The organism is Desulfotomaculum sp. (genome assembly GCF_982386235.1).
Genome location: NZ_CEVWQM010000021.1, coordinates 46,661 through 72,019, shown reverse-complemented (window position 1 = coordinate 72,019; position 25,359 = coordinate 46,661). Strand labels below are relative to the sequence as shown.

General features: G+C 35.1%; 21 protein-coding genes. All 21 read right to left on the bottom strand.

Annotated elements, in window-relative coordinates; all coding sequences use genetic code 11:
- On the bottom strand, positions 1 to 375 hold a 375-nt coding region (locus AC1U9Z_RS13015; protein ID WP_479957690.1), incomplete at its 3' end, for a transposase.
- 158 nt (positions 376 to 533) lie between these two features.
- Complete coding sequence (locus AC1U9Z_RS13010) at positions 534 to 1,583, bottom strand: acyltransferase family protein (RefSeq protein WP_479957688.1); 1,050 nt, start codon at positions 1,581 to 1,583, stop codon at positions 534 to 536.
- Between the two features lie 92 nt (positions 1,584 to 1,675).
- A complete protein-coding gene (locus tag AC1U9Z_RS13005) occupies positions 1,676 to 3,070 on the bottom strand; it encodes a phosphohexomutase domain-containing protein (RefSeq protein ID WP_479957686.1) in 1,395 nt (464 codons plus the stop codon).
- A gap of 24 nt (positions 3,071 to 3,094) precedes the next feature.
- A complete protein-coding gene (locus AC1U9Z_RS13000) occupies positions 3,095 to 4,198 on the bottom strand; it encodes a glycosyltransferase (RefSeq protein ID WP_479957684.1) in 1,104 nt (367 codons plus the stop codon).
- Positions 4,199 to 4,473: 275 nt separating this feature from the next.
- Entirely contained in the window at positions 4,474 to 5,577 is a 1,104-nt protein-coding gene (locus tag AC1U9Z_RS12995; RefSeq protein WP_479957682.1) for a glycosyltransferase family 4 protein, read from the bottom strand.
- An 85-nt stretch (positions 5,578 to 5,662) separates the two neighbouring features.
- Positions 5,663 to 6,751 (bottom strand): methyltransferase domain-containing protein, encoded by a 1,089-nt coding sequence (locus AC1U9Z_RS12990; RefSeq protein ID WP_479957681.1) that lies wholly within the window; start codon positions 6,749 to 6,751, stop codon positions 5,663 to 5,665.
- Between the two features lie 18 nt (positions 6,752 to 6,769).
- A complete protein-coding gene (locus tag AC1U9Z_RS12985; RefSeq protein WP_479957679.1) occupies positions 6,770 to 7,720 on the bottom strand; it encodes a glycosyltransferase family 2 protein in 951 nt (316 codons plus the stop codon).
- A gap of 40 nt (positions 7,721 to 7,760) precedes the next feature.
- Positions 7,761 to 9,785, bottom strand: coding sequence for a hypothetical protein (locus AC1U9Z_RS12980; RefSeq protein ID WP_479957677.1), 2,025 nt, complete (start codon positions 9,783 to 9,785; stop codon positions 7,761 to 7,763).
- A complete protein-coding gene (locus AC1U9Z_RS12975) occupies positions 9,766 to 10,128 on the bottom strand; it encodes a cupin domain-containing protein (RefSeq protein ID WP_479957675.1) in 363 nt (120 codons plus the stop codon). Before AC1U9Z_RS12975 ends, AC1U9Z_RS12980 begins: the two co-directional genes overlap by 20 nt.
- Positions 10,129 to 10,161: 33 nt before the next feature.
- A complete protein-coding gene (locus tag AC1U9Z_RS12970) occupies positions 10,162 to 11,313 on the bottom strand; it encodes a glycosyltransferase family 4 protein (protein ID WP_479957673.1) in 1,152 nt (383 codons plus the stop codon).
- Entirely contained in the window at positions 11,310 to 12,212 is a 903-nt protein-coding gene (locus tag AC1U9Z_RS12965) for a glycosyltransferase (protein ID WP_479957671.1), read from the bottom strand. Before AC1U9Z_RS12965 ends, AC1U9Z_RS12970 begins: the two co-directional genes overlap by 4 nt.
- Positions 12,213 to 13,799 carry a glycosyltransferase family 4 protein gene (locus AC1U9Z_RS12960; protein ID WP_479957669.1) on the bottom strand — a complete coding sequence of 529 codons (1,587 nt, stop codon included), beginning with the start codon at positions 13,797 to 13,799 and terminating at the stop codon, positions 12,213 to 12,215.
- A gap of 19 nt (positions 13,800 to 13,818) precedes the next feature.
- Entirely contained in the window at positions 13,819 to 15,195 is a 1,377-nt protein-coding gene (locus tag AC1U9Z_RS12955) for a class I SAM-dependent methyltransferase (RefSeq protein ID WP_479957667.1), read from the bottom strand.
- Between the two features lie 27 nt (positions 15,196 to 15,222).
- Positions 15,223 to 16,659 carry an ABC transporter ATP-binding protein gene (locus tag AC1U9Z_RS12950; protein WP_479957665.1) on the bottom strand — a complete coding sequence of 479 codons (1,437 nt, stop codon included), beginning with the start codon at positions 16,657 to 16,659 and terminating at the stop codon, positions 15,223 to 15,225.
- 23 nt (positions 16,660 to 16,682) lie between these two features.
- Positions 16,683 to 17,468: an ABC transporter permease gene (locus AC1U9Z_RS12945; RefSeq protein ID WP_479957693.1), complete on the bottom strand. Its 786-nt coding sequence runs from the start codon at positions 17,466 to 17,468 to the stop codon at positions 16,683 to 16,685.
- Positions 17,469 to 17,515: 47 nt separating this feature from the next.
- Positions 17,516 to 18,451 carry a GDP-L-fucose synthase family protein gene (locus AC1U9Z_RS12940; protein ID WP_479957663.1) on the bottom strand — a complete coding sequence of 312 codons (936 nt, stop codon included), beginning with the start codon at positions 18,449 to 18,451 and terminating at the stop codon, positions 17,516 to 17,518.
- On the bottom strand, positions 18,438 to 19,391 hold the full coding sequence (locus AC1U9Z_RS12935) for a GDP-mannose 4,6-dehydratase (protein WP_479957661.1): 954 nt from the start codon (positions 19,389 to 19,391) through the stop codon (positions 18,438 to 18,440). The genes AC1U9Z_RS12940 and AC1U9Z_RS12935 overlap by 14 nt, the downstream gene beginning before the upstream one ends.
- Positions 19,391 to 20,368 carry a GDP-mannose 4,6-dehydratase gene (gene gmd / locus AC1U9Z_RS12930; RefSeq protein ID WP_479957659.1) on the bottom strand — a complete coding sequence of 326 codons (978 nt, stop codon included), beginning with the start codon at positions 20,366 to 20,368 and terminating at the stop codon, positions 19,391 to 19,393. The genes AC1U9Z_RS12935 and gmd overlap by 1 nt, the downstream gene beginning before the upstream one ends.
- Positions 20,369 to 20,386: 18 nt before the next feature.
- The gene (locus tag AC1U9Z_RS12925) at positions 20,387 to 21,451 is read right to left on the bottom strand and encodes a mannose-1-phosphate guanylyltransferase (protein ID WP_479957656.1); all 1,065 of its coding nucleotides are present in this window, start codon (positions 21,449 to 21,451) and stop codon (positions 20,387 to 20,389) included.
- Between the two features lie 41 nt (positions 21,452 to 21,492).
- Positions 21,493 to 22,992 carry an undecaprenyl-phosphate galactose phosphotransferase WbaP gene (gene wbaP, locus AC1U9Z_RS12920; RefSeq protein ID WP_479957653.1) on the bottom strand — a complete coding sequence of 500 codons (1,500 nt, stop codon included), beginning with the start codon at positions 22,990 to 22,992 and terminating at the stop codon, positions 21,493 to 21,495.
- 29 nt (positions 22,993 to 23,021) lie between these two features.
- The gene (locus tag AC1U9Z_RS12915) at positions 23,022 to 25,340 is read right to left on the bottom strand and encodes an O-antigen ligase family protein (RefSeq protein ID WP_479957651.1); all 2,319 of its coding nucleotides are present in this window, start codon (positions 25,338 to 25,340) and stop codon (positions 23,022 to 23,024) included.
- Between the last annotated feature and the right edge of the window lie 19 nt (positions 25,341 to 25,359).

Below are 25,359 nucleotides of genomic sequence, written 5' to 3'. Positions count from 1 at the left end.
TAGCCGTACAAATTCCCGGAACAGCTTTTGCAATGGGCGCACGTTTTCACGCCGGAACTCTGATATGGTTTTGTAGTCCGGTGTAAGACCCTCCAAAAGCCACATGACTTCTACGTTTCGCCGTGCTTCACGCTCCAGTTTCCGGGACGAGCGAATACCGTTCTCATAGCCATAGACATACAGCTTGCACAGTGCCTGGGGTGGATATGCCGGGCGTCCTGTATCCGCTGGAATGGTTCGTGTGAATCCCAGTTGCCTCAAATTGAGTACCTCAATGTACCGATCGATCACGCGAGCCATGCTCTCTCCATCCACCATATCTTCCAAAACCCATAGCCCACATTGTTCCCTATTTGTTCCTTTTAGGTACCCCATCTCTATCTCTCCATTCGTACTCTTCTTGCTTATATTTTACCATTTTTACTAGAGATGGAGATGGTTTTGTAACAGTCTGCCGTCCCTCTGGTTTACCCCAGAAGAAAGGGTGGCTCTGCCACCCCGAAATATTCACAAATCTATTGTGACATATCTTTTTATATAATTCTTTTGTATTTTATAAAATAGGTTATGATAGAAGCCATTATGAATACAAATAAAAATACGTAAGCTTGGCTAGAAAAAATTATGGCATTTAGCGGAGGACAAATCTTAGTTATATAAATGGAAAAAAATATGTGTACACAGTAAATACCTAAAGACATCTCAGATAATTGTTTTATTATTGGTGGCGTTGTTTTAATATTTTTGTTTAATGCAAATACCAAAATTACTGATGATCCTAGTATTAATGATACTCTTTCATATGGGGGGAAGAAATAGCCATCATACGGAAAGAATATTTCACTTTGCAGGAATAACCATTCAAGTATACATATAAATAAATAAGCCAAAAACAAACAAACAAAAAGTACCGGTTTAATTCTAACTTTTTGTTGATATATGTAATAAATAATAAAAGCTGAAAATACATATGGAAAAAAATTAGTCGGACTCCAAAATGGAATAAAAAATATTTTAAACCATTCTGGTATCACCTTTGCTATATTTGTTTTAAAAATGAATATAGCAAAGGTAATAGAGAGTAAACTCAGTTGTAAAACTAAAAATTTTTGAATGCTTATTTTAGCTTTTATACCTATAAAAACTTCAGCAATAATTGTTAATAAAATTAAGTTTGAAAAAAAGTAGAAAATTGAATTTCCCCCAGAAATAAAAAACCATGGCCATTGGCTAAATGGAATTACAATTAATCCCGTGGTTAAAAGCATATACATAACAACCCAGAAGACAAGTAATGATATTAACACTCTAATTCTTTTTAAAAAATAATTACTTTGTTTTTCCCTTTTATTTATATATAAAAACAGGGAAATCTGAAAAAACAATGGTACCGCTATTAATAACACATTAAAATACGCAATATCTACTGCAGAAACGTGAAATTTATTAATTTTTGTAATATCAAAAAGTTCCGTTATTCCAAAAACCTTAGTATGCCACGCAACTACTGCGATAGCAAAAAAAGCTCTTAAATAATCTAAACCATAAAAATAACTTGGTCTTTGGCTATCAGAATTAACCATAGTCGTTTCTCCCATAATGAATATTATGTACAGATACAGATCTTCCCTCAGTATATAAGGCAAGCACAAGGATATACCACTGGAAAAATAGCCTAGTACGGTACCACAGTAGAGGTTGCCGAATCTATATAATCTAATACTTCTTTAGTCTTAACTGTTAATAGCTCCTTGTCATTTCTCGACTCTACATTTAAACGTATAACAGATTCAGTATTAGACATTCTCAAGTTAAATCGCCAAGTACTAAATTCCAGACTTATTCCATCGGTACGATCTATTTTAGGGTTTTTATGTAAATATTTATTTTCTATCTTGATCATAACTTCCTTAGGGTTAGAAACTCTCCGATTTATTTCTCCACTTGCTGGATAAATACATATGCGCTCCCCTATCAATTCGGATAGCGATTTATTCCTTTTGCACATCATCTCCAAAACCAGCAACCAAGGGATCATACCACTGTCACAATAGGCAAATTTCTTAAAGTAATGATGTGCGGACATCTCCCCACCATAAATCGCATCTTCTAAACGCATGCGCTCTTTAATAAAGGCATGTCCTGTTTTGCTCTGAACAGGTATGCCGTTAGCTTTATTAACTAGATCAATTGTATTCCACGTTAATCGAGGGTCATGTATTATTTTAGCTCCTGAGCACTGTCTTAATATGGACTGTGCTAACAAACCTACTATGTAATATCCTTCGATAAAATCACCTTTTTCATCAAAAAAGAAGCATCGATCAAAGTCACCATCCCAAGCAATTCCAACGTCTGCACCAACCTTTAATACCATCTCTGAGGTTGCCTTCCTGTTTTCAGGTAAAAGAGGATTAGGTATACCATTGGGAAAACTACCATCCGGATGGTGATGTACTTTTATGAACTGAAATGGCAGGTGGTTTTCAAGTGCATCAATAACAGACCCAGCACATCCATTACCTGCGTTTACAACTACTTTAAGCGGTTTTAATAAGGCCCTATCTACATAGGAAAGCAAATGATCTATATATTGTTTTTTATTTTCTAGCTTTCTATAAGCACCTTTACCTTTTTCTACACTGGTCTTGAAGTATCCATTAACTACTCTTTCTTCAATTTCACGCAAACCACTATCCCCACTAATAGGTTTTGCACCCTGTCGTACTAACTTCATTCCGTTATAATTTTGTGGATTATGACTAGCAGTAACCATAATACCGCCGTCTAGTTCTAAGTGAAATGTACTAAAATATATCTGTTCCGTTCCACAGAGACCTATATCAATTACATTGCAGCCCTCATCCATAAGACCCCTTGATAGTGCCTCACATAAATCTGGACTTGATAATCTAATATCATACCCTACAACTATATTACTAGGTTTAAATATCTCAGCATAGGCTCTTCCAATTCGATAAGCCACTTCGACATTTAGTTCTTCAGGTACTCTACCACGAATATCATAAGCTTTAAAGGCATTTCTGCTCTTTAGAAAATTAGTATTCATTATGTCACCTCTTTTATACAATTCCTAGCTTAATAAAAATTGGCTATATTTAAGATCTACAAAATTCTTAATCTCTTGTTCAAATCTTCTTACACTGAATGTCTCTGCATGTTTTCTAATCGATTCAGAATTAAACTTTTCTTCATAGATCAATAAATAGTTTATTGCTGTAGATAAGGATTCAGCAGATTGTTCGTCAAAGAACACCCCTGTTTCCCCATGTACAACAGTCTCCAAAGCCCCACCCTTACGATAAGCGATAACTGGTCTTCCACAGGCTTGGGCTTCCAGTGGAGTAATACCAAAATCCTCTTCTCCGGGAAAAATAAACGCTTTACAACCTTGATAAAGTAACCTTAAGTCATCATTATTGACTCTGCCAAGAAACTTAATAGTAGAACCAGCAATCCTTTTTAAATATTTATAATCTACCCCATCCCCAGCAATCCATAGAGGAAGATTTAATTTATTAAAGGCCGCTACAGCTATATCTATCCTTTTATAATGAACTAATCTTCCCGCACATAAATAATAGCTTTCCGGTTCTTTAAAATTAGGTATAAATAATTCCGTATCGACCGGCGGGTAAATTACCGCAGCATCCCGACGGTAATGCTTCTTAATCCGTTTTGCAACATTCCTGGAATTAGCAATATAATAATCAACTCGATCCGACGCAAGCCTATCCCAGAGCCTAATTTTATTCATTTGATAGGCTATATATTTACGTGTCATCCAATTATTACCTTTCATATACTGATGATAAAAATCCCATGCATAACGCATAGGAGTGTTACAGTAACATATATGTAAAGTATCTGCTCTTGTTATTACACCTTTTGCACAAGAAGTAGAGGAACTTAATACTAAATCAAAATCAGTTAAGTCAAACTGTTCTATTGCTGTAGGCATCATTTGTAGATATAACGGGTGTTTCTTCTTAGCCATAGGGTAATACTGTAAGTACGATGTCCTGATATCCATCTCTTTAAAAATGGGTGACATATTTTTCTCATCATAAATAAGAGTATAGACTGGAGCATCTGAGTATAACTTATGAAATATTTCCACCAATTTCTCAGCACCACCCATATTAGTCAACCAATCGTGAACTATGGCAACTTTCATGTTTTCACCTTTATTCTAATTTTTCATACGCGGTCTTCGTACACCATTAGTGTGTCCGTAGCACATTTCTCCCAGGTAATTTGGCTACCTCGGCTAATCTCGTTTTTAATAACTCTTTCTTAATGAATCCGAATTTGTCACTGTATCTTGCCATAGTATCACTCCTCTGTGGGACTCTTCCACTAGCTATATGCGTATAAGCACCACATTAGGGTGCTATGAAAATATCTAACACAGTGTGACTAATTTTGATAATTTATAATAGTACCTTAAGACTAGTCTACCATACAATCTTTGTATATTTGAAGAGTTTCCCGAGTACACTTGTCCCATGAAAAAGTGGCTGCCCGTGCTAATCCTTTCTTTACCATATCTTCCCGAAGAGTATTAGAATCAACCATTTTCACCATGGCCCAAGCTAATTCTACAATATCGTAAGGATTAACGAGAATCCCTGCATCTCCAACTACTTCTGGAATAGATGAAGTATTAGAGCTAATTACTGGTGTTCCACAAGACATGGCCTCTAATGGAGGCAGTCCAAATCCTTCATAGATAGAGGGGTAAACAAAAAACATTGCCATGTTATAAAGGGAAGGTAAATCCTCGTCACTTATATACCCTGTAAACAATACTTCCGTCCCCATTTTCAGTTCCTGGACACGAGCAAATATCTGGTTGTGCAGCCAACCTTTACCCCCAGCTAATACAAGCTTTATATCTCTATAGATAGCTTGTTGTTTTAAAATATTAAAAGCATCAATCAGTCTAACCAAATTTTTCCTAGGTTCAATGGTTCCAACATAGAGAATAAATATCTCTGGAAGCTTGTACTTCTTTCGTATCTTTGTTAATTCTTCTTCCTGCGGTGTTATTGGCTTATAGTCATTCGATGCCCCTAGGTAAGTTACTGCTATTTTTTCTTCAGGAATACCTAGCAACTTAATTATCTCGCTCTTAGAGTTTTCAGAAATTGTTATTATTCTGTCTGAGCTACGCATACGATGTTCAAATAATCTAAACACTGCAACTCTTCGTTGCGGGTGATATTCAGGAAATAATCTATATGACATGTCGCATATTGTGGTGACTGTTTTACCCCTAAAGACTCGTGGAATATAATTTGGTTCATGGTAAAGGTCGAACTTTCCGCCTATATTCTCCGCATCCCAGGGTAAGTATTTTGAATACAATTTTTTTGCATAGAGTGTCTGCACACTGGTATTTCTAAAAGCCATTTCTTTCATATTTGGCCTTAGTAGTACTGCCGTACTACTATCTTTTTCTATATACATTAAATGACTAAGAAGGTTATAGGTATAATTACCTATTCCCGCCTTAATGTTTGTAAGGTTCCAGCCGTCTATTATTATCCTCAAATTAATCGACTCACCACTTATGATATCCTCCTGGTACTAGTAAAATTTTATAGTTAAAAGGCAATAAAAATAGAATTCTAAAATTTTATTTTTGAAGTAAAGTTAACGTAGCAAAAGAAAGCTTCTTGCCAATTATATTACGTAAAAACAGTCTGTCCAGATTAAAAGCAAGCTTAACACAGTTCTTATTACCTATATTGAAAAAGGGAAAAGCATCTGGATTATAATAGAGAACATATGATAGAAGCCCCGGATAAAATTGGTCAATAATCTTTAATTTATTTGATGTATAAATATGATTAAGTTCCTCTAAGTCAAAGGCTTTTTCGGTATCATTATCAAACAGATTGTTTCTTTCATATATTCTATTTCGAATCTTTTTAAGTAGAAAATTATTCTGGGTAGGTTCAAAATTTATGAAGTAACCACCATCTTTTAATGATTTAGATATATTACTAACTACCTGGCCTGAAAAGCCGGGAATGTGATGCAACCCCCCGATTAATATGACTAAATCATATTCTCTTTCGGGCTTAAATTTGGTAACATCCATTTTTACCACATTTATTTCATTGTCTAACATTTTAACCTGATTAATCAAATTATCACTGTAATCAAACCCAAAGTAGTCAATCTTTACATTCAAGTTTTTTTCTAAAATTTTTTTTCCTTCCGCATAGCCACACATCGGCTCAAGTACCGCAATATTATCTTTCTTCAAGTACACTTTATTCTTAAAGAATTCATTCCAAATTAGTTTCTTTAAAAATAAATGATTTTCTGTCTGCCTGGACTCATAATACTTAGCGGAAATACTTTCAAAATGTTCTCCCTGCTGTTCTATTTTCCCCATAACATTCCCCACTTTAAAATTTATTAAAAATATACCTATAATAATACATAACACACCTACAATCTGGTAAATGTTGGTTCGTTCACTTAAGAACCAAATGCCTACAACTTGAGTAGAGATAATTAATAGTCCCGAAGCCATCGGAAATGCAACTGATAATGGAAAAAGTTTTAAAATTAAAAACCAGATTAAAAATCCCACTCCATAGAAAATAGTTCCAATAATAAAATTTAAGTCAATAAATTCCGAAGTTTTTAATTTATATAAACCATAGGAACTGGCTACCGTATAGATTAAAAAAATCACCATGTTTTTAAGCATACATTTCTTCTTTCATAATTAAATTTCTTCCTCAATAATAAACCGTGGTCTTCTTTTTACTTCTAGATATATTTTTCCTATATATTCCCCAATTAATCCTATACTTAAAAGCTGTATACCTCCGATAAAATAGATAGGTAGCACAGTAGATGCCCAGCCTAAAACAGTATGTCGAAATAATGCCGTATATAACACATACCCACTCATCATTAGTGTACATATAAACAGGATAAATCCAGTTATGGTTATTACTCTAACTGGCATAATACTGAAGGATGTTACTCCATTTAAGGCTAAGGATAGCATCTTTTTCATAGAATACTTTGATTGCCCAGCCAGCCTATCCGTAACATCATGATAAATAATGGTTTCTTTAAAACCTAACGTTGGAAATATCCCTCTTAAAAAAAGATTTACTTCCTTATACTCTGAAAGGACTTCCAGTATCCTTTGGCTAACAAGGCGAAAATCCGCATGATTTTTAATTAGCTTTACTCCCATAAGATTCATCAGCTTGTAGAATGATAGTGCTGTTGCCTTTTTTATAAGTAAATCATTACATCTGTCATTCCTTACTCCATAAACAATATCATAACCTTCTTGATACTTTAATAAAAATTCCTGCAAAGCTTTAGGATCCTGCTGCAGATCAGCATCAATAGAAATTACACAGTCAACTTCTCCCTTAACTGTTATCATGCCCGCTAATACAGCATTCTGATGACCGAAGTTTTTGGAAAGCTTTAACCCCCTGACATGGGGATTGAGCTTCTTTAAAGAAATTATTATCTCCCAGGTTAGATCCTTGCTGCCATCATCAACAAATAAGATAAAACTTCCTTCACTAATTATTTTACAGTTAACTAGTTCCCTATATATTTCATCTAATTTTTTAAAAGAATCAACTAATACTTCTTGTTCATTATAACAAGGTACCACTATACCCAAAACAGGGTTACTTCTGTTCATATAATCCCCCCATTCCTGCTGCAAAATCATATTCTAGTACTTATTTGTCAGAATCGATAATATTTATTAATAACCCTAACTCCCTGGAATCGTTACTGTTTCCTAATTCTAAAGGAATAAATACATTTTCTACTAGGAAGGTGAACTCCAATGTGCTATTTTGCATTAGTTCCTCTGGTACAATTAATTGAAAGTTCATCTTCCTATTTGAGATGCCCTTAATTTCTTTAATTATTTTGCCATCACTAAATATCTTAAGACTGTTCTTTTTGCCCGATAGAGCTGTAAATACTTCAAAGTTAAGGACCTTCTGCTCTTGTGGGTTTATCGTTAATTTAGATGATTTACCTATCCAACCATCGGAATATCTTCCCTCCCAATTTAATCTGGGCACAGGTTTTTTGACCTGATATAGTTTATAGCCAAGGAAAGTGTCTTTAAATAGCACATTACTTGAGGACCTATCGTAAATTAGCGACTTATGGAAGATTTCTTTAGCTGATAATAGTTGTAGATCAAAACCTAGTTTTTGAAGCATTGAAAAATCATTTTTAAATGGAGCAATTCCACGAAGTGACCAGTGAGCTAATTTATCACCGGTAAGTAACAGGACAAAATCACCTTTTCTTGGCCACCTTGTATTATTATTAGGTGGATTTTGGACACCATATAAATTTAAAATTTCATTTGGAATTTCCCTTGATTCTACTAAATCTTTGATACCATCTACCTTTAAGTCACTTTTTCCATACAGCTCGTTTATAAATATATTGGAGTTTGTAACCTGCTCTGTATAGAACTCCCAGTTTTCAACTAATAATCGTTGACCGGGTTGTCCCAGGTTATTGTATAGATTTATTGCTTCCATAAATATTTGGTCCTGAGACCGCTGCGTTGTTCCTACATAATAGAAATATGATAGAGAATATACTTTTGTTACTATTAACACACCCATTATTACAGTCAGAAGTAGCTTCTGTTTGGAATTGTCCCTGATAAAATCTATTAGTGCAATCGCTAAAACCATGTTGAAGAGTATTGATGGTACAAAAAGGTAATATCCCATTGGCCAGCGCCAGATTAATAGTCCTACAATATATGCCCAACCCATTATAACAATACTAGAAATCAGATATATGCCCTTAATATCTTGACTGGTTTTGTTCCTGAAGACTTTTAATAATTCATTTATAAGCCATAACGATACCGCAAAACCTATTAGTAGTACGTCTGGTTGCTGAACTATATAAAACTTAACATTACTTATTATAAGTTCTGATGTAATTGGATAACTAATATATGTTTTTGAAGTAGTACCTCCCCAAAATAAATGGGGCAATCTAGATAGAATATATCCTCCTAATATGCCCAAGCTTAAATATACACTTGACATTACCAAGCATTTGTCGTCAGTAAATTTATAATGAAGGTAGGTGAATATTAAATAAGCCCCTGCTAAAACAAATAGTACAACAGTAGTTTCCTTTGTCCAAAAACTAAGACAAACAAGAACTGTGCTAAATATGCAGAAAATATAATTTCTTGCCTTTGTTAGCTTAATAAATGAAAGAATTAATAATATGAACAAGTTTATTAATAATGGTTCAGCCTTGCCAAGTGTAAATATATTTTCTGCCATGGAACTACCTGTTATGCAGAGTATGACGGCTAGAACTCCTGTAATATTTCTTCCTGTTAAATTATTTACTAACCAAAAGATTAGAAAGGATGTTAATAGAAATGTAATTGAATGGACTAGGTAAAAGCCAAATGGACTTAGTCCCCATAAAGAATAAATGATATATCGTATTATAAAATAAACAGGAAAATACCTTCCAGACTCACTATCTGGGAAAAGTATAGCATTTGTAATAGTCTTATCATTGAATAAGTTTTGAGAAACATATAAATAATGGGGATCATCAAGAAAACCCCATTGTGCATTAAATACACTAGGAAAGATGAATATTAACCAGCAGATTATGATAATTAAATAAGATGTAAAAGTATTAAACATACTTTCTAAACCATACCAACTTTTTGGGCTATGCTTTTTCCCTTCCATAATTATCCTCTATTCTTATAACATCTAATAGTTCTGGTGTTGAAACTTCAATTATTGAGATATCCGATGTAGCCTCAACTCTATGGATAGTCCCAGGAGAAATACTTACTACAAGACCAGGGTAAATAGATATTTTCTCCCCATCTATTTCTATTGTACCAGTTCCGCAGGTAAAAACCATGCTTTCACTTTTAACCATATGATATTGCTTACTTAAACTGTGACCAGCCTTAACAAATAATATTTTCCCTACATATTTTTCTGTAACACTCCACCATATTTCCCTTCCCCACGGTTTCTCAATAATTTCACAGTCCCAAGGCAATTCATTTAAATTGAACATCTAAACGGGCTAAGCCCTTCCCTCCCCTTTTAATTAGTCAATAATTTTCCTGTATACCTCTTGAGTCTGTATTGCACACTTTTCCCAAGAAAATTCAGTTACTCTTTTCTGAGCCTTTCTCTTGTAGAATTGTTTTATCACATCATTCTCTAACATCATGGTGATAGCTCCAGATATTTCTTCAACATCTGTAGGACTAATTAACATGGCCCCATCTTCAACAATTTCTGGTAAACAAGAGACATTAGATGTAATAACTGGCGTACCACAAGACATTGCCTCCAGAACGGGTAACCCAAAACCTTCATAAAATGATGGGTACACAAACAGACTGGCCAAGTAATATAGCCCTTTCAATTCTTCGTCAGTTATATAACCAGTAAACTTTACATTCCCTTCTAGTTTTAAGCTAACTATCATATCTTTAATATCACTATTTAGCCACCCTTTACCCCCAGCTATGACTAATTTGTGCTCGGCTTTAATATTTTTGGATAATAGTGAATAAGCCTTTATAAGGCTTATTACATTCTTCCTTGGCTCTAAAGACCCTACGAACAAAATAAATTTTGCTGGCAAATCAAATTTTTTAGTAATCACATTCAATGTTAAATTGTCTAAGGGCACACTAAAATGACTTCCAGCAGCTAAATGAGTAACAGTAATATTTTCTTCTTTGGCCCCGAAGTAGTTTATTAAATCACCCTTCGTATAGTTAGAAATAGCAATTATATGATCCGCTTTTTGTAAAGCTCTAAGTGTTCCTTTATAGCAGTGTTGGACATTGGCCTGCATATGGTACTGAGGATGAGTAACAAAACTCACGTCATAAATCGTTGTAACTAAATGTTTTTTAGGGTTAATCTCTGGAACTACAAAAGTAGTGGTATGAACAATGTCGACATTACCTAATAACCACCCCCTATTAAAATAAGGGATATCCCTTTTCCACAGCACTTTTAACAACTTCTCAGGAATTCTGTTATATGCCAACTTAAAATTAGCATTTAGATTATCCCATAACACATCCTTATACTGTGGATGAAAGATATAATAAAAAACAGGATATAATATGTACTCATTTAAATCATCCACTTGCGACAGTGAATTCACGAGATTATAGGCGTATTGCCCAACCCCAACGCGCTCCCCAGGTACCAAGCTGCAATCTATACCAATCCTCATCTTTTTAGTCCCCATACTTTAAGTAAACCATGTGAAAACCAAGTCAGCATTGTCCCTACCTCTCCCAATGGCAATCTTTTGTTATATCGCCAGAACGTCTTAGTTGAAAGCATAATTAGTTTAGTTATAAATTTTAGATTCTCGGAACGGATATTCCTATCGTATTTAGTCTCTAGTACTGCATGCGCATAACCGTAGACCCATGAGGGTGGTACAACCCCTAAGTTATTAAATAACATGTCCACAATTTCCGCATGAACTTTTTCTTTTTGACCAAGCGTTTTATTCTCTGAATAAAGCCTACTCGTTGCTAAGTATTCGGGTATATACCCAAACCTAAATTTTTGGGCTAGTCTTAACCACAAATCATAATCCATGCAAAAATTAAGCTGCTGGTTTACATATTCAACTTCTAATAATGCTTCCCTTTTCATGAATACGGTAGGTTGACATATAAAACAAGTCTCTTTTAGTCTTTCAAAATTAAACGGTTCGGTTGGATAACGTTCCATAATGGTGCCATCTTCGTAGGTGTGATAACCCTCCCCATAAACCACATCAATATTTGGGTTATTCTTAAAATAATGAACAATTGTTGTTATAGAATTCGGTAAATAGGTGTCATCAGAATTTAGCCAGGCAAGTATTGCCCCTTTTGACTTTAACCACCCTTTATTAATTGCATCGGATTGACCCTTATCCTTCTCTGATGTCCAATAAAACCTATTTTTGTAGCTTTCCAGGATAGAAACCGTGTTATCTGTTGACCCTCCGTCCATGACAATCAGTTCTATATTGGGATAGTTTTGGTTCAGTACACTATCTATAGTCTCCTTAATAAACTTTCCTTGATTAAATGAAGGTACTACTATACTTACTAATGGGTATTGTGCTTGCATCTAACGGCCTCCATACTTCCATATACATTTGCTTGCTGTTTTACTTTCTAAATACATTTCATAAATTTTTACAGCCAGCTCTCTATTATCCGCCATGCCAACTTTACTGGGTACGAACCATTTATGTGGTTTGATTTTAATAGTGTAGTAGCTATTTCTTACCAAATTATTAATCTTAATAGAAAAAGAAAACTCTCCCGGATCATTAACCTCAATTACTTCAAAATGTTCATTATTGATGAATACATCTAAGACTTGTGGAATTATCAAATCTATTCCCGGCAATTCACCAGTAAATCTTAGATGTGTACAATCAGAAATGATTACCAAAGTAAATACTGCTGGCTCAATCAACCAAGCATCACCAGCTATACCCGATGCAACCGCATAATCTTCTGATTTTCTATTGTTATATGCATCAAAAAACACTTCTATTGTTTCTTGTGCTGTTTTACGTAAAGAGAACATATTTGCTCTTTGGTATCCTTTTTTGATAATATACTGTCGCTTATCTGGAGAGTTCTCTATCAGCATCATTGCATCTAGTATACTTTTGGGGCTTTTAGGATCAAATAAAATTCCGGCTTCACCAATAATTTCTGGAAGGCTAGTAGTATTTGACGCCAACACTGGACATCCGCAGGCCATAGCTTCAACAATAGGTATTCCAAAGCCTTCAAAAACTGAGGGGAATATTAAGTAATCAGCTAAGAGATATAGACCTAGAAGGTCTTCCCTTGGGATATACCCTAAAATGAATACGGTTTTATCAAGATTAAGCTCAGCAACAAGTGCCTCAATATTTTTACGCCCTTCTATACTAGCCCCGGTTAGAACTAATGGTTTCTCCTTACCCGTTATCTGTTTGTAATGGGCAAATGCGAGAATAAGGTTTTTATGATTTTTATGGGGCCAAGTATTTGCAGGGTAGAATGCGAAATTTAAAGGGAGATTATATTTTTGTTGTACCGTACTAGATTGAACTACACGAAGCTGATCCTGAAATTGATCGCCCTGGGCTAACCAAATTGTTTTTATCTTTTCTAATGAAATACCATATCTTTCAACAATTGTCTTCTTTGTAAAGTCAGAAATAGCAATGACCCTTGTTGACATTTGGCATGATTCTGGATAAAAGGTGTTTCTATGTTCTAGTTCCATTTGAGAGAAATGCTCTGGGAAATATTCATGCTGTAAATCGGGTATTGTTATAACACTTGGTATATGAACAGGCCTTGGATCTAAGTTACCAAATGGACAGAATAACAATTCAATTTTATTTTCAACGATCACATCTATTAATGCTTTTGATTTATTTAAGTTCCTTGTACTTCTTAACTTGCTTATTAGTATATTAGGTATAAATCTTAACCATTGCTTACATGGTATTTTGTTCTCTTTATGTATCAGTATTTTTTTCAAATTATCTTTTTCTTCAAATGTATCGTGATTATAATCCGCAGTAAACAGGATATATTGATTTTCTTTATCCAGAATCAGCAAATGTCTTAACAAATCACGAATGTAAATTTCTATACCGCCAACTTCCCCTGGCCTTAATGGAATAACATTGATTCCTATATTCATTCTATATACCTCTTGATTTTTAACTCTTTTTACTGAATAGTTCGTACATGCGGTCTAATGCTTTCCTTATTTTACTAACTCCACCTGGCCAAATAACTCCTAGCCGAGTCGACTCCCTTATGCTCTTATGCAAAGCAGTTACCTCATTTGCTATATTTTGTATTTTTTCTTGTAATTTGATATTTTGACTATCTGCCATAAGTAAAGTCTCTTTTAACCCGAGCAATTCTTTCATTAGGCCATTAATTTCATGTCTTTGTTGTTTAAGTATCTCTTCTTCAAAGTCTTTTTCCTTCTGGAATTTTTGTATGCGTCTGCTTAAGTCCTCAATAACAGTTAGTCGATCAGCCCTATCTTTATCTGATTCTCGTAAACGGTTGCTTATATCTTCTATAACTTCTAGTCTTGCAGATCTGTCTTTGTCTGATTCCTGTAGTCGCAAGCTAAGGTTCTTAATAACCTCTAACCGTGCACCCCTATCCATCTCGCATTCCCTTAAGTTATCTCTTGTTTTATTGTTATCGTTATACATATCTATCATGGAAAGTATAATTCGCCCGTTAGAAGTTCCCTTTAAAGTTTCAACAATCTGTTTATCATCATTCGTTTTTAGGGGATTCTTAGAGGCAAACACAAACATGTCATAAGAAAATATAGACGGTTCAAAACTAACATAACCAAATCCGCTTTTATGTAGGACTTGCTTTATAGACGTCTTATTAAATAAATATAAATGTTCATTTTCCTTAAGCTGGGAGAGAAACAAATCTTTTTGATCAACTAGTTCTGAATATTTTTTCCCGTTATAACAAGGTGTTTGTAGTATAAGAATTCCTTCATTTGATAATTTTGTTTGAATGTTTTTCAAGTTATGAAGTGGATCACTTAGGTGTTCAAAAACATCTAGAAGCATTATTAAATCTATACTACTATCTTGAATACCAATATCCTCAAGTGGACCACATAACATAGGGATATCAAAGATTTGGCGGGCAAAATCGCATACCCATGGGCTCATTTCGGCACCTACAGAATTATAGCCAGCCAATTTCATTAGAAAAACTAATCCACCATGACTACATCCAAGTTCAAGGGTATTAGCAGGTGGGAGCTTATATTTTAATATAGTTTTTAGCCAGTATATACACCGTTCTGAAAGATCCAATCTTGATCGTTGAAATATATTTGGATATCCATAGTCCTCATTGACATGTTGAAGCCAGTAATTTTTTCCATAAAAATCCGCTTCATCATCAGCAACCGTTAACGTTGAATAATCAGGTTGGGGATTACTTATTATGGTCTTGCATTTCTTACATATAAGGTAATTCGGTGAATAGACTTCTAACTCCTTACAGCCACACCAACATTCATTGATATAAATTAATTTATCCATAGTTACCACCGCACCTGTCTAATTAGTTTATTCATCTAAGGATAGGATTTCACAATTACCTTTCAAATCGGATACACCATGGTGTAACAACTGAACCGGAGTACCTTTTTTTCTATACGTAACATTAAAAGAACCTATATTAACTAGGTGACATATTCTAAATTCCTTATTGTTTAATTCGTCATGATTATAAGTACCTCTTTTCAAATATTCTTCTGCTTTAATTGTGGACAAACCCACTTCAAAAGTGTATTCTCCAACTGCAAGACTAAGTTGTATCTCCTGTTTAAACCTTACCCTGCTTCCTTTAGCAATCTTTAAAGGAACTATCGTGTCATGCTGCAAAGTATTCTTCCCATGAACAGTAATATTCTTGTCATTGCTGATTGCAATTCCCGAAATAGGAACTTCAATATCTTGCAAAACATCAAATTCATAAAAAAACACTGCTGTTTCACCTTGTTCAAAAACCCTGTTTGCTTGTCCTTCGCTATTAGTAAGTGCAACACTTAAGCACCTAGACCAACCATTAGAAATTTGAACAATATTATATATGTCAAAAAAAGCTTCTTTTGTTGGCCAAAAATAATTATTTTTTTCCCTTTGTCCTAATCTATCTTCATTAGTCCTCATAAAGGTTTCTGATTTATCTTCCTTACTGGCAATATAACGATGTGTATTGTTCGCTTGTTCCAGTAGATAATATTGCCTAACTGCCTCTGAGGCACTTCCAACAAATACTTGTATACCCTTATCCAAGAGCATAGCATTATCACAGTACTGTTCTACATCATTCATTGAGTGTGATACTAAAACGATTGAAGTTCCATTTTCCTTTAATTTTTGTAGCTTTGAGTAACATTTCTGTCTAAAAAACACATCCCCTACAGCTAACGCCTCATCGATTAATAATATATTTGAATCCACACTTGTTGCCACAGCAAAAGCCAATCTAACAAACATTCCACTTGAGTATGTTTTAACAGGTTGATTAATAAACTCCCCAATATCTGCAAAATTTAAAATATCATCTAATCGCTTTTCAACCTCGTTCTTTGTTAAACCAAATAATGTGCCATTTAAGTACACATTCTCTATCCCAGTAAATTCAGGGTTAAATCCGCTTCCCAATTCCAATAAAGCAGCAATTTTGCCATTCACAGAAACCAAACCTGTCGTTGGCTTAATAATTCCAGCTATAATTTGCAATAATGTACTTTTTCCACTACCATTTCGCCCTATAATACCAAAAGTCTCCCCTGGGAATATTTCAAAAGATGAATTTTGCAATGCCCAAAATTCTTTTCCATAATTTTTCCCAAATTTTTTAAAAATCAATTCCTTTAATCTATCTTTAGGGGTATCATATATAGAATAGCATTTACTTACTTTATTTACAGACAAAGCAGCAGTAATTCCCTCTGCTTTTAGGTACCTAGTACTACACGCAAGTGAAGTATCCACTTTTTAATCTCCTTAATAATAGGTTATATTATATCTGCAAAACCTTCACGAGTCTTTTGAAACCATACGTAACCTATATACATTATCACTAACCCAACTATAAATTGTAGAAACAGATTAACCCAATCCGGCCCCTGCCCCCAGATGACCACTTTTCTGGCTCCTTCGACCACATGTGTAAGTGGGTTTATATAGAATAAAATTTGTAGCTCTTTAGGAATAGCAGTGATTGGATAAAAAATTGGACTCAAAAACATAAGACCATTTACTATCGTACCTAATGCATGACCAATATCTTTCACATATACCCCTAAAGAAGATATAAACCAGCACATCCCTAACGTAAGTAAAACAAACGGTAGAATTACTAAAGGTAGTAGCAGTGCAGTTACATGAAATTTGCCAGTTAATAAAAGACCGATCAGTAGTATTCCAAATCCTATAGAAGCATTTACTAGCGACGAGATTATTATGGTTACTGGGAGTATTTCTAAAGGAAAGACTACTTTCTTTACATAATTAACATTTGACGATATTAGCAAAGGTGATCTGTTTATGCATTCTGCGAATATAGTAAAAACGTTTAATCCACAAAATAATATAAAAGCAAACAGGAGCTTATCATTACCGTCCCCTCCCCACCGAGCGTTGAAAATAACACTAAAAACGAAAGTATATATTAACAACATAAAAATTGGCGTCAAAAAAGACCATAAAAGGCCTAAATATGAACCTTTGTATCTACCAAGAATATCTCTTTTTACTAACTGTATAATTAACTCCCTATATACCCATATCCTTCGCAACATAGATATGGGGCTTAGTTGATTTATTGCACTCATAGCAGCCTCGTTAATCAAATATTTTTAATATACCACTCAATTGTCTTTTTTAATCCATTTTCAAATGATGTTTTTGCTTTAAAGCCAAATTCATTATAGGCCTTTGCGGTATCTAGACAACGTCTTGGTTGACCATCTGGCTTGCTAGCATCCCATATGATTTGTCCTTTAAAACCGGTTAGCTTAGCAACTAGCTCCACCAAATCTTTAATAGATATTTCAAATCCAGCGCCTATGTTTACGGGCTCACTTTTGTTATATTTCTCTGTGGCTAAAACAATTGCCTCTGCAGCATCCTCAACATATAGGAACTCCCTCGTAGCCCCCCCCGTACCCCAAACATATATTTTATCATTGTGTTCTCTTACAGCATCTACGCATTTTTTTATGAGAGCTGGTATAACATGGGAAGATTCTGGGTCAAAATTATCTCTCTTACCATAGAGATTAACAGGTAGTAAGAAAATAGAATTAAAATGGTATTGCTCTCTATAAGCCATCGACTGAACCAACATCATTTTCTTGGCTAAACCGTATGGAGCATTAGTTTCTTCTGGATAACCAATCCATAAATCCTCTTCCTTAAAAGGTATTGGTGTGAATTTAGGATAAGAACATATTGTACCTATCGCTACGAACTTTTCCAAATTATGAAGCCTTGATTGTTCTATTAGTTGTGTCCCCATCATGATATTATCATAAAAAAATTTGCCGGGATTTAATCTGTTTGCCCCAATTCCCCCAACAACTGCTGCAAGATGAATGACAATATCGGGGACAACATCCTGGAATAACCGTATAATATCTTTCTCTTTGCGCAAATCATAATCTTTACTTCTAGGCACAAATATATTCCTACAATCCCTTTCCTCCAACAATTCCACAACATGACTTCCAAGAAAACCTGAACCACCAGTAACTACTATGCGTTTATTTTTAAAGAAGTTCATACTTTTCCCTCCAAAATACAAGTAAGCTTCCTAAAGTAGAATCAAAAGGTATGCTAGGTTCCCAACCGATCTCATTCCGTATTTTTTCATAACTTCCGCAAATCTGCATTTGTTCCCCTAGTCTTATTTTACTTGGATCTACCTCAATTGTAACCTTTGATAACAACTTTGTCTTAATTAACATTGTCTCTAAAACATCCTTTAACTTTATTGTTTTACCTGAGCATATGTTATATATATTACCCGCTCTTCCACTGGTCATTAACATATAGTAGGCAGCAACAACATCTTTAACATCTAAAAAATCTCTTTCCACTTCAAGGTTTCCCATAATAATATTGGGCTCCGAAAACCCTGACAGGATTTTGGCAATTTGCTTGGCTAATGCCGGACAAAAGAAACTCTCCTTTTGTCCAGGACCCGTATGATTAAAAGGCCTTGCTATAATCACATTGAGATTATATTTATAGAAGTATTCTAAACAAAGCAATTCCGAACAAGCCTTTGAATAACCATAAGGGTTAGTAGGCCTTGGGTTGACACTTTCCATGAGAGGTATCGCCTCTGGACTAAAGTCTCCATAAACATCTGCAGAACTAACATAAAGTACCGTTGAATTCGGAACATGATTTATTGCAGCTTGAAGTACGTTTCTTGTCCCAAAATTAATCTCTTCAAATATTCTCTCTTCCTTATCCCAGGAATCAGCAACATAAGAAGGTCCGGCCAGATGAAAAATATAATCTGGCCGATACTTCATTATCACATTATTTACCTCTTGTCTATCTAAAATGTTACACTTAAACAATTTAACATTTTTCAATAATAAATTATCTGATCTATGATAAGTTCCTGCGACTTCTATATTTTTATCGAACAAATATGGTAGTAGATGTTTTCCAACAAAGCCACTAACCCCAATAATTAATGCACGAGTCATTATCTGCATTCCCTTCTAACTCGTTCCATATCTGCTTCAACCATCATCGTTACCAATTCTTTAAAGTTGGTTTTTGTAGGATTCCAACCAAGTTTATCCACAGCTTTTTGTGGATTACCTAACAGTATTTCTACCTCAGCAGCACGAAAGAACTTAGGATCAACTACTACATAATCTTCGTAGTTTAAACCAACATAGCTAAACGAAATTTCTAAGAATTCACGAACGGAATGAGTTTCTCCTGTTGCTATTACATAATCATCAGGTTTCCCTTGTTGCAACATTAACCACATACACTCTACAAAATCTTTTGCGTATCCCCAGTCTCGTTTTGCATCAAGATTTCCTAAACGAAGTTCATCTTGCAAACCACATTTAATTCTAGCTACTGCGTTAGTAATCTTGCGTGTCACAAATTCTTTTCCTCTTATGGGGGATTCGTGGTTAAAGAGAATCCCTGAACAATTGTACATGTTAAAACTTTCTCTGTAATTTACAGTTATCCAATGTGCATATAATTTTGCAACCCCATAAGGGCTTCTTGGGTAGAAGGGTGTCTTTTCCGTCTGAGGCATTTCCTGAACTTTACCAAACATTTCACTGGTACTTGCTTGATAATACCTGCAGTTTAAACCTAATATACGTATGGCTTCTAATAAATAAAGTGCACCTATTCCAGTTACTTGAGCTGTTAAAATTGGTTGTTCCCAAGATGTACCTACAAAACTCTGGGCTGCTAAATTATAAATTTCATCTGGCTTTGCATAGTTCAATACCCTAATTAAAGAAGACAGATCTGTCAAATCGCCATCTAGTATTTCTATATCATTAGTTATATTAAGATAATCTAATCGCTCATACGTCACAGTACTTGTCCTACGGTCTATCGCATAAACTTTATACCCTTTTTCTAAGAGTAATTGAGCTAGGTATGCTCCATCCTGGCCAGTAATGCCTGTTATCAACGCCTTTTTCATTTTGACCTCCTGAATACCTTAAAGAATATGTTGAAAACTAGAATCCTTTATTTTACCTATTACTTGTTTTAAGTCCGGTGTTTTTTCCTTAGTACAAACTAATACTGCATCTTCTGTTGCTACAACCACCAAATTTTCAATCCCTGTTGTAGCTACCAAGGGACCAGTCGAATATATAATACAATTTGAAGTTTCTACCAACATTGCAGGTCCATAGGTAGAGTTATCATTAATATCTTTTCCTAGCATACGTTCCATAGCAAGCCAACTACCTACATCGTCCCACGTAAAATTCGCTGGAACCACAACTATGTTATTAGCTCTCTCCAATATTCCATAGTCTATGGAAACCTTTCCAAATTTATTATATACATCCCTTAAGCTCGAAATTTGTATGCCCTCTTCTATTTGTTTAAAAAGTTTCTGTAAGCCTTCGTAATGTTCTGGAAGATGTTCTTTTATCTTATCTAAGATCACCTCTGTTTTCCAAACAAACATGCCACTATTCCACAGGAAGTTTCCGTTAGTAATAAATTCTTTTGCAGTTTTTGTATCCGGCTTTTCTCTGAAACGTTTTACCTCGAAAGCCACACCATTTTCACTGTAGTTACCACATTCAATATATCCATATCCAGTTTCCGGCCTCGTAGGTTTTATTCCAATAGTTACCAAAGTGTCTTGAAGAGCGGCAATGTGGGTAGCCAAGGTGAGTGTTCTTAGGTATTCATGTTCACCATCAATTGCATGATCAGCTGGCAATACCGCCATGACAGAATTAGGATTCTCTTGATAGATATGTATAGCTGCATAGCCAATAGCCGCCGCAGTATCCCTTCCGTAAGGCTCCAGTAGAATATTAACTTTTGGTATCTCAGGTATTTGCTCAAATACTATATCACTATACTCTTCATTAGTTACGATATATATTTGTTGGGGTAATGCAATTCTTTTCAGACGTTCAATTGTGCATTGCAATAAGCTTTTATCATCTGTAATATTTAGGAATTGTTTGGGTAAACTACTTCTGCTCTTTGGCCAAAAGCGTTCCCCCCTACCTCCTGCCATTACTACGTAATAAATCAAATTATCTCCCTCACTTTAATAACATCTATATTTAGCGAAGCCTAATATGCTCCTTTCCTTATTAATACAACCCGAATTGTTTTTAAAAGAAGGATTATATCCAACCACATCGACCAATTCCTCACATACCATGTATCTAATTTTAACCTGCCCCCAAATTCTATCTCATTCCGCCCGCTAACTTGCCAGAGTCCGGTAATTCCCGGTTTGGCAACGTGAATATCATAAATCCAATTGCCCATTTGCTTTTTTTCTCGTGGCAGGTAGGGGCGTGGACCCACTAGGCTCATATCACCTATGATCACATTAAGCAGTTGGGGTAGTTCATCAATGCTAAACCTTCTTAAAAGCAAGCCAACCCTGGTAACACGGGGGTCATGCCCCCTTAGCTTATTAAAGGTTGCCCATTCGTCCCTGGCTTGTTTATTAGTTAAAAGGTATTTTTTTAATAAGTTGTTCCCATCGGTAAACATGGTTCTAAATTTATAGCAAATAAAGGTGGTGCCATCTTGTCCTAGTCTTTCTTGCGCGAAGAAAGCTGGCCCTTTAGAGTCGAGTTTTATGGCTGCGGCTATCAATAGTAAAAAGGGTACACACATAATTAAAAGTAGTGAACCCACTACTAGGTCAAAGGTGCGTTTGATACTCCTGTTTAGAGTGGATTTCAATTGGTTCTTTACATTAAGTAACAGGGCTTGCTCATCAAAGAAGTACTCAACTTCGATGCCATTCATGGATAAACCAAATAAATCAGGAACTAACATTACGTTATTAACCATCGGTTGGAGACGGTTGGTTAGTTCAACCAGTTGCTTAGCTGGAATACCTGGTGCGGCTACGATAACTTCGTTGACTTTGTACATAGAAATGATTTTCTCTGCATCTTCAAAGGTTCCTAAAACCGGTATTACTTGGCGAGTTAAAGGTGTAGGAATACCTGCAATTTTTTTATTATCATCTAAAAAACCTACAATATCGTAGCCCATGGTTTGTTCACGGCACAATGCCTTTAAGATTAATTCACCTGTTTTCCCTGCACCAAAAATCAAAACTGGTTTGCTCCAGATATTTAATTTAACTAGTAGCAATTTCCCCAAATATCTTAGCAAAGGAATTAATACGATTGTAAGCAGCCAGGTAATCAATAATAGACTACGTGATATTTCATTACTCATTTTTGCCAGGTAAAGCAATGATATAGAAAATATCAGTGCCAATGTACAGGACTTAAGTGTTTTTTCAACCTCTTTCCAAAAAGGAAGCCTTTTTTGGTAAAGATCCTCATAGGCCATACAAGATATTAGCACCATCGGCAACCACCAGATATTTTGGAGGGTATCCGCTAATAGTTTTGGTTTAAAGGATCCCGGAAATAGCTCAGGTAATACGTATGTTCTTATAACATAAGCTAAGAATATACTAATTCCAATGGCAAGCCCGTCAATAATAATAAGAGATGGTATGGTTAGTATTTTTTTTGTGGTGGACAGTGTGTTTGAGACCTTCGATCGGCACTGAAGTGTAACCGGTTCCCCATCCATACTAACCACCTCCCTTTACCAAGTTTATATTAGTTCGCTAAGCTTTTTAATTTAGATAATTCTTCAAACTGTTTCTTAATATTTGGGTTATCCTTTTGTGCCGCGTTCAATATTTCTTCTGCCTTTTTCTTATCTCCTTGTTTTTCAGCAAGTAATGCTTGCCAAAGAATTGCTTCCTTTTGTACCTCCTGATTTTGTGCTGCTTCCGTTATATACATATTTGCTTGATCTATGTTTCCTTGCAGCAAATATGCTATTCCTAGCTGTAGTTTAATTTTGTCTGTCACTACTAAGGGTTGACCATATTCCCATAATCTTCTCTTCTCTGGACTAACAGATGCTAGTACTTTATCTATTTTCATAGGAATAGATAAAGTACTATTTACATACGCCCCTGCTTGTTGTGGATTTTCAGACCTCAATTCATTTATTGCCGCACTCGTTAATACACTTGCATAAGTCTCGTAATAGGGTGCTTTTAATGGTACTAATTCTATTGTCTTGTGAGCTGCTTTAACTGCTTTTTCACTTTCGCCATTTCTTAAATAAACAATGGCTAGCTCAGAATATCTATTAGGGTTATATCTGGCCATTTCTACTGCTTTTTCTGCATATTCGACGGCTTTATCTCCCTTTCCCAGGGCGGTTTGTAATTGGGAGGCAAGGGCATAGTTTTCCGAATTGAAAGGATTTATGGTTATTGCTTGGCCAATATATTTTACTGCCTTTTGTCCATCGCGTGCTTGAATTGCTTCCATGGTTGCATTGTATAGGTTGTTAGATGAAGCAACTGTAAGGGTAAACACTAATACCAGCAGAGTCATAACAGTTGAAAGTGAGAATTTTAACCCCCAGCCGGAGATTGACCCTTGTTTATTTTTTGAATCACTACGTTGGTTATAATCTATCGCTACTAAGCATGCAATAAGCGAGTACATAGTTATAGTCAAGGCTGATAGAGACAAGTCAAAGTCAAATACGGCATGGGAGATAATTGCCAGTACTGAACAAATCAACGTAGCAGCAATAGAACTTAAGTCGGGATTCTTGATAGATGATTTATATATTTTATAAGCCTTTGCTAGAAAAAGCACCCAGAAAGAAATGGCAATTGCTAAACCTACAAATCCTGTCTCAATAGCTAACTGTATAAAATAGCTATGTGTTTGGCGAACATTGTAGCCATAGCCTTGAAACATAGTATAAGCATCGGTCCAACCACCACCACCCCAACCTAATAGGGGTTTTTCTTTAATCATTTTTAGACCATCTTCATACATGGTGATACGCTCCATTGCACCAAACATATGAAGTTTTTCATATAGTATTTGAAATACTCCGGTGATAGCCATTACAATGCATAAAATAATGATGGCTATAGTGGTAATTACTAACAAATGTTTAAAGGGTATCTTTGGCTCTTTACCGCTTTTATTAATTTTTTCTAATAATAAGGTTACAATTAAAGAAAGCATAATTCCCAACATGATCCATATCCAGGCCTGCCCAATGGCGTTTGCACCAATACTTTGTAGAAACAATCTACTTCCAACCAATGCCATTAACCCGGTTACTACTGTGTTTAGAATTATTTTAAATCGCATTTCTATTGGATTAAGAATCCACAAGGCAATGCTAAAAATGGTGAATATAATATATCCGCCATGGGATTGCGTAGAGAAAAATACCAGTAACATGATGAAGTTGGATACATTTAGTATATATTTTATAACTCTGTTAGGCGCCTTGTTATATAAATATAATCCTATAAATATAGTAGCAATCAAAAATGATGCCAGCGAATTCTTATATTGGAAGGTTGAAGCTATGGTGCCACCATCGTTAATAAGAAAACCATCTTTAATGTTTAACCAACCTGATGCAGTAAATAACCCTGCTAATGAAACCAGTACAGCAGCAGAAAGTATGACAAGAAGAATCTTTTCTATATCTTCAGAGCAGCGGATAATTCTGGAAACTGACCAAAAAACTGCAAAATACAGTAGGTTTTCTAATAATTCGTCTATTGATAAGCCGTAATTAGCAGCATTTAGGGTTGCTAATAGGTAAGCTATAGACAGTCCCAACAAAAGATACTCTAAGGGGTTAGAAAAAAAACACCTGTCTTTGTCTAAATAACCTGCAAAAGAAATAAGCCAAAAGACAACTGCTGCTAGTAGTAGTGCTAATCTTTGTTCCTCAGGAAAGAATAATCCTCTAAAGAAAGGAGCAAAAAAAAGTAGAATTGATATTGCCCAGAAAGAGATTTTTTCAGGAATAGTAACAATTTGAAAGGGATCCCTATTTATCGGAAATATATTCTCAGTAGCTTTTACTACGGTACTCATGATACTCTCCTATCTAATT

Excerpts from the sequence above, each read along its gene's own strand:
- AC1U9Z_RS12985 (WP_479957679.1), bottom strand. The coding sequence starts at position 7,720 with ATGAACAGAAGTAACCCTGTTTTGGGTATAGTGGTACCTTGTTATAAT.
- AC1U9Z_RS12955 (WP_479957667.1), bottom strand. The coding sequence starts at position 15,195 with ATGGATAAATTAATTTATATCAATGAATGTTGGTGTGGCTGTAAGGAG.
- AC1U9Z_RS12975 (WP_479957675.1), bottom strand. The coding sequence starts at position 10,128 with ATGTTCAATTTAAATGAATTGCCTTGGGACTGTGAAATTATTGAGAAA.
- wbaP (WP_479957653.1), bottom strand. The coding sequence starts at position 22,992 with ATGGATGGGGAACCGGTTACACTTCAGTGCCGATCGAAGGTCTCAAAC.
- AC1U9Z_RS12980 (WP_479957677.1), bottom strand. The coding sequence starts at position 9,785 with ATGGAAGGGAAAAAGCATAGCCCAAAAAGTTGGTATGGTTTAGAAAGT.
- AC1U9Z_RS13005 (WP_479957686.1), bottom strand. The coding sequence starts at position 3,070 with ATGAATACTAATTTTCTAAAGAGCAGAAATGCCTTTAAAGCTTATGAT.
- AC1U9Z_RS12990 (WP_479957681.1), bottom strand. The coding sequence starts at position 6,751 with ATGCTTAAAAACATGGTGATTTTTTTAATCTATACGGTAGCCAGTTCC.
- gmd (WP_479957659.1), bottom strand. The coding sequence starts at position 20,368 with ATGAAAAAGGCGTTGATAACAGGCATTACTGGCCAGGATGGAGCATAC.
- AC1U9Z_RS12915 (WP_479957651.1), bottom strand. The coding sequence starts at position 25,340 with ATGAGTACCGTAGTAAAAGCTACTGAGAATATATTTCCGATAAATAGG.
- AC1U9Z_RS12940 (WP_479957663.1), bottom strand. The coding sequence starts at position 18,451 with ATGAACTTCTTTAAAAATAAACGCATAGTAGTTACTGGTGGTTCAGGT.
- AC1U9Z_RS13000 (WP_479957684.1), bottom strand. The coding sequence starts at position 4,198 with ATGAAAGTTGCCATAGTTCACGATTGGTTGACTAATATGGGTGGTGCT.
- AC1U9Z_RS12945 (WP_479957693.1), bottom strand. The coding sequence starts at position 17,468 with ATGTTGCGAAGGATATGGGTATATAGGGAGTTAATTATACAGTTAGTA.
- AC1U9Z_RS12970 (WP_479957673.1), bottom strand. The coding sequence starts at position 11,313 with ATGAGGATTGGTATAGATTGCAGCTTGGTACCTGGGGAGCGCGTTGGG.
- AC1U9Z_RS12965 (WP_479957671.1), bottom strand. The coding sequence starts at position 12,212 with ATGCAAGCACAATACCCATTAGTAAGTATAGTAGTACCTTCATTTAAT.
- AC1U9Z_RS13010 (WP_479957688.1), bottom strand. The coding sequence starts at position 1,583 with ATGGTTAATTCTGATAGCCAAAGACCAAGTTATTTTTATGGTTTAGAT.
- AC1U9Z_RS12935 (WP_479957661.1), bottom strand. The coding sequence starts at position 19,391 with ATGACTCGTGCATTAATTATTGGGGTTAGTGGCTTTGTTGGAAAACAT.
- AC1U9Z_RS12960 (WP_479957669.1), bottom strand. The coding sequence starts at position 13,799 with ATGAATATAGGAATCAATGTTATTCCATTAAGGCCAGGGGAAGTTGGC.